Origin of the sequence: Thermogladius sp., from assembly GCF_049970955.1 — an archaeon.
Lineage (GTDB): Archaea > Thermoproteota > Thermoprotei_A > Sulfolobales > Desulfurococcaceae > Thermogladius.
Genome location: NZ_JBMFLY010000067.1, coordinates 1 through 4,440 on the forward strand (window position 1 = coordinate 1; position 4,440 = coordinate 4,440).

A 4,440-nucleotide genomic window follows, 5' to 3' on the forward strand; every position below is an offset into this window, starting at 1 on the left:
GTCTCAAGGCTAATCAAGTGAATCAGCGCGATTAAACAGTTTTCCCACTAAAGTTTTTATTTCACCATACTACACATATATGTATAAGGAGAAGGGTCGGTTCTATGGCTAGTAAACCCTCTCGAACCCCCTTAATAATCGCCATAGTGGTGATCGTAGCGATAGTTGCGGCTGCGCTGGGCTACTACATTTACACCTCGAAGCCCGCCGCGACACCCTCCCCGTCTCCAACCCCTACCAAGGTTAAGATTGAGAAGGTCGTCATCGGCGTCGTCCAGCCCTTGACGGGCCCTTACGCTATATTCGGTAGAGAGGCGGTCGACGCCGCCAGGCTTGTCGTGGACATAATCAACAACGAGCTAGGCGGGGTCAGGTCGCTCGGGGGCGCGAAGCTGGACATCGTGGTCGAGGACGCCGGTACGTCGCCCGAGTCCGCTAGGCTGGCGGCGGAGAAGCTGATCTCGCAGTACCACGTCCCCATAATTTACGGGGCGTACATCAGCAGGTTCACGATGGCGATGGGTACTGTGACCGAGCAGAACAAGGTCATCCTGGTGACGGACGCCCTAGTAGACGACCTGGCTAACCAGGGCTGGATGTACTTCTTCAGAGTGGCCCCCAGAGCCAGCGCTCACGGAGTCTCGGCCGTGGACTTCGTCATGGATATGGCTAAGAAGTACAACGTGACCATTAGGACAGCCGTGATCATCAACGAGGACTCAGTGTTCGGGACTACGGTTAGCAACGGAGCCCACCTCCAGCTAGTAAAGTACGGCGTGGAGGTGTTGTCGCACATAACCTACCCGTACGACATCACGGACATGAGCCCGATCATAGACCAGATCAAGAGGTTGAACCCGGACATCATAATAGCCGTCCCCTACTTCAGCGACGGGGTCCTGTTCGCAAAGACGGCGAAGGCCGCCGGGCTGAACCCCAAGTTCATAGCGGGCGCCGGCGCGTGCGGCTTCACGGACCCGGACTCCATTAAGGCGGCCGGCGACGCCGTCCTGTACTACACCAACACCTACAGTTACAACCCGGCGAAGCCGACGGAGTGGAACAGGAAGCTGGTCAGCGAGTTCATGAGGAGGTACGGTAAGATGCCGACCGAGGCCGCCGGGGAGGTCTTCTACTCCTTCTTCACGATCTACGAGGCGCTCGAGAAGGCCGGCCAGATGTTCCCGGACGACCCGTTGAACCCAGACCACTTGAGGCAGGCCTTCCTCAGCCTAGACCTGAACGAGAGCAACAGCATAGCCGCCCAGCTCTACCCGACGGGCAGGATTAAGTTCGCGCCGAACGGCGAGAACCTGTACGCGGGTACAGCCGTACTACAAGTACAGTTGATAAACGGCACTCTAACACCTGTCGTTGTGTGGCCTCAGCCACAGGAGGGCGTCCAACCCGTATTCCCCAGACCCGGTAGCTGATTTTTTCGTCCCCGACTGCTCCCTAACCAGCCAATTTTATTAAGAATTGTCCCACACCTATATACAGAGGACGCATCCGTACACGCATGTACAGGGTGTTGTATAGATGTCGGTTGGAGGAGTACTCATCGCCATCCTACAGCAGGTTATAGACGGGGTCTTCCTAGGCTTGTTCTACGCGATAGTAGCCTCAGGCCTAGCCCTCATATTCGGGGTCATGGACATAATCAACTTCGCCCACGGAGACCTAGTCATGATCTCGGCGTACTTCGTGTGGCTGATATCGACATACCTAAACATAGACCCTTTGTTGTCGATGCTCCTAGTGCTACCAGTATTGTTTGTGCTGGGGCTCGCGATACAGAAGGGGCTGATAAACCCCGTCCTCGGCAAGGAGCCCCTTATCCAGATAGCTGTGACGGTCGGGCTAGGTTTCGTGCTCCAGAATATAGCCCTGGGCTACTTTAAGGCCGAGCCGAGGGGGTACCCGAACCCCGTCTTCTCGGGCGGTATAAGCATAGGGCCGTTTGTAATATACGAGTCAAAGCTGCTGTCGGCGGCGGTGTCGGTCCTCGTACTTTTCCTACTGGACCAGTTCTTGTCGAGGACTAAGCTAGGCCTGGCAATGAGGGCTGTCACAGACGACAGGTCTAGTGCCATGCTCATGGGCATCAACGTCGAGAGAGTCTACCTGCTCACGTTCGCGATCGGAATGGTATTGGTAGGAGTGGCCTCGGGCCTGTGGATGGAGATGGGGCAGGTGTGGCCCTACCTCGGGACCTCTTTCAGCCTGGTCTCGTGGGTCGCAGTAGCACTCGCGGGTCTCGGCAGCATACGGGGCTTGGCGGTCTCGGCCGTGATCATCGGGATAGCCGAGTCTATGGGCAGCCTCATAAGCCCCTCGGTGAAGATGGCCGTGGTCTACCTGATATTCTTCTTCATACTGTGGTTTAAGCCGAGGGGCTTCTTCGCGAAGAGGTGAAGAGATGTGTTGACGAGGAGCACTCTACTCTCGATCGCCCTCTTCCAAGCCGCCCTACTGGCAGTGGGCTTCCTAGTGTCGGGGAACAACTACTACATGCTCTTACTGACCCAGGTAGCGCTGTTCGCGGCCTTCGTCGCCGCTTGGAACATCATCGGCGGCCTGACCGGGCAGCTAGACTTGGCTTCGAGCGCTTACATGGCTCTCGGGGGTATAGTGACCTCGCTCTTGTGGATGAGGCTCGGGCTACCGCCAGTGGTGGGCGTGTGGGTGGGCGGCGCCGTCGCCGCGGGTCTGGCAGTGTTGATCGGTATACCCACGTTCAGGTTCGGGGTCAGGGAGGTCTGGTACGCCCTGATGACAGCCTCCCTTGTCGTCATACTGAACAACTTGTTCAGGTACTTCATGGGCCCCTGGGACTTCTACTTGCCGAACAAGTGGGGCTGGCTGTACCTGAGGCCCAGGACCTACTTCGAGCTCTTCATCATAGTCGACGTGGTCTTGTTGGCGGTCATACTCGTCAACATCTACATCACGGGCTCCAAGATCGGCTACTACTTGAGGAATATAAAGGAGGACGAGCTCGTCTCCGAGGCTATCGGCATCGACACGAGGCTCTACAAGCTGATAGCTCTAGCCATATACTCCTTCATAACGGGCGCGGCCGGGTTTTTACAGGTGGTCATATACTCGAGCTTCTCGTACAGGCTCTTCGACGCCGGGCTCGCTATAAGCATCGCTATAATGGGGATAATCGGGGGCCTAGGCTCTATTAGCGGGGCGATAGCGGCCGCCATGGTCTTCAGGGCTCTAGGCGAGTACCTGCGTAGCACCCTGGGCGGGGTCTTCCCCGGCCTAGACCTCCTCCTCTACGGCGTGGCCCTGATAGTCGTCGGGATCCTCAAGCCAGAGGGCCTAGCCGGGCTTTTCAACCAGTTGAGGAGGTGGTGGAGGAAGTGAGCGGCCCGGAAGTCATCCTGAGGGTCGAGAACGTGACGAAGAGGTTCGGCGGTGTAGTGGCGCTCAACGACGTCACCCTCAGCGTGGGTAGAGGGGAGATAGTCGGCCTCATAGGGCCCAACGGCTCTGGTAAGACGACGCTGTTCAACTGTATCACCGGGGTGTACAAGCCGGACAAGGGCAGGGTGTTCTTCATGGGTAGGGACATAACCGGCCTACAGCCCCACGAGGTGGCGAAGCTGGGTATAGCCAGGACGTGGCAGAAGGTGAGGCCTTTCAGGAACCTGACCGTCCTGGAGGCCGTGACAACGGGGGCTCTCTTGAGGACGGACAGCGTGGAGGAGGCCCGTAAAACAGCCGTCGAGGTCCTCGAGTTGATCGGTCTACCAAGGGAGGAATGGGGGAGGCTGGGGAGCGAGATCACGCTAATGGAGCACAAGCTCGTAGACCTGGCTAGAGCCCTGGCCACCGGGCCCAAACTCCTCTTGCTGGACGAGATCGCCGCCGGCCTCAGGCCCCACGAGCAGGAGAGGCTGGCCGAGGTCATCAAGAAGGTGTGGAGCGACCGGGGCTTGACCATCGTAGTGGTCGAGCACGTCATGAGGTTCGTGATGTCCCTGAGCAAGAGGGTCGTGGTACTCCACGAGGGCAGGGTGATCGCCGAGGGCCCCCCGGAGGAGGTCGCCTCGAACCCCAGGGTGATAGAGGCGTACCTTGGTATCAAGCCCGTCTAGGTGGTCGGATGACCCGCCTACTCGAGCTTAGGAGGGTTAACGCGGGCTACGGCGAGTTCAAGGTCCTGCACGACGTCTCCCTCTACGTCGACAAAGGCGAGATAGTCGCCGTCGTAGGCCCCAACGGAGCCGGCAAGACTACACTGCTCCGGACTATCATGGGCTATACCACGCTGTACAGCGGGAGCGTCGTCTTCAAGTCGGTCGACATCTCCGGCAAGAGAGTCCACGAGCGGGTGGCGCTGGGGCTCACGATGGTGCCGGAGGGCAGGGGGATCTTCCCTAACCTCACCGTCGAGGAGAACCTGCTAGCGGGGGCTTACCTAGAGAG

General features: G+C 58.4%; 5 protein-coding genes. All 5 read left to right on the plus strand.

All coding sequences use genetic code 11. The annotated features are described in order from the left end of the window. Positions 1-104: 104 nt before the first annotated feature. Complete coding sequence (locus ACP5VX_RS06310) at positions 105-1,433, plus strand: ABC transporter substrate-binding protein (protein ID WP_428725037.1); 1,329 nt, start codon at positions 105-107, stop codon at positions 1,431-1,433. Positions 1,434-1,539: 106 nt separating this feature from the next. Beyond that, positions 1,540-2,415, plus strand: a complete 876-nt coding sequence (locus ACP5VX_RS06315) for a branched-chain amino acid ABC transporter permease (protein WP_428725038.1) — start codon at positions 1,540-1,542, stop codon at positions 2,413-2,415. A gap of 6 nt (positions 2,416-2,421) precedes the next feature. After that, positions 2,422-3,375 (plus strand): branched-chain amino acid ABC transporter permease, encoded by a 954-nt coding sequence (locus tag ACP5VX_RS06320; protein ID WP_428725039.1) that lies wholly within the window; start codon positions 2,422-2,424, stop codon positions 3,373-3,375. Continuing rightward, positions 3,372-4,109, plus strand: coding sequence for an ABC transporter ATP-binding protein (locus tag ACP5VX_RS06325; RefSeq protein WP_428725040.1), 738 nt, complete (start codon positions 3,372-3,374; stop codon positions 4,107-4,109). Before ACP5VX_RS06320 ends, ACP5VX_RS06325 begins: the two co-directional genes overlap by 4 nt. 8 nt (positions 4,110-4,117) lie before the next feature. Then, positions 4,118-4,440 (plus strand): ATP-binding cassette domain-containing protein (locus tag ACP5VX_RS06330; protein ID WP_428725041.1); only part of this gene is annotated, 323 nt, incomplete at its 3' end.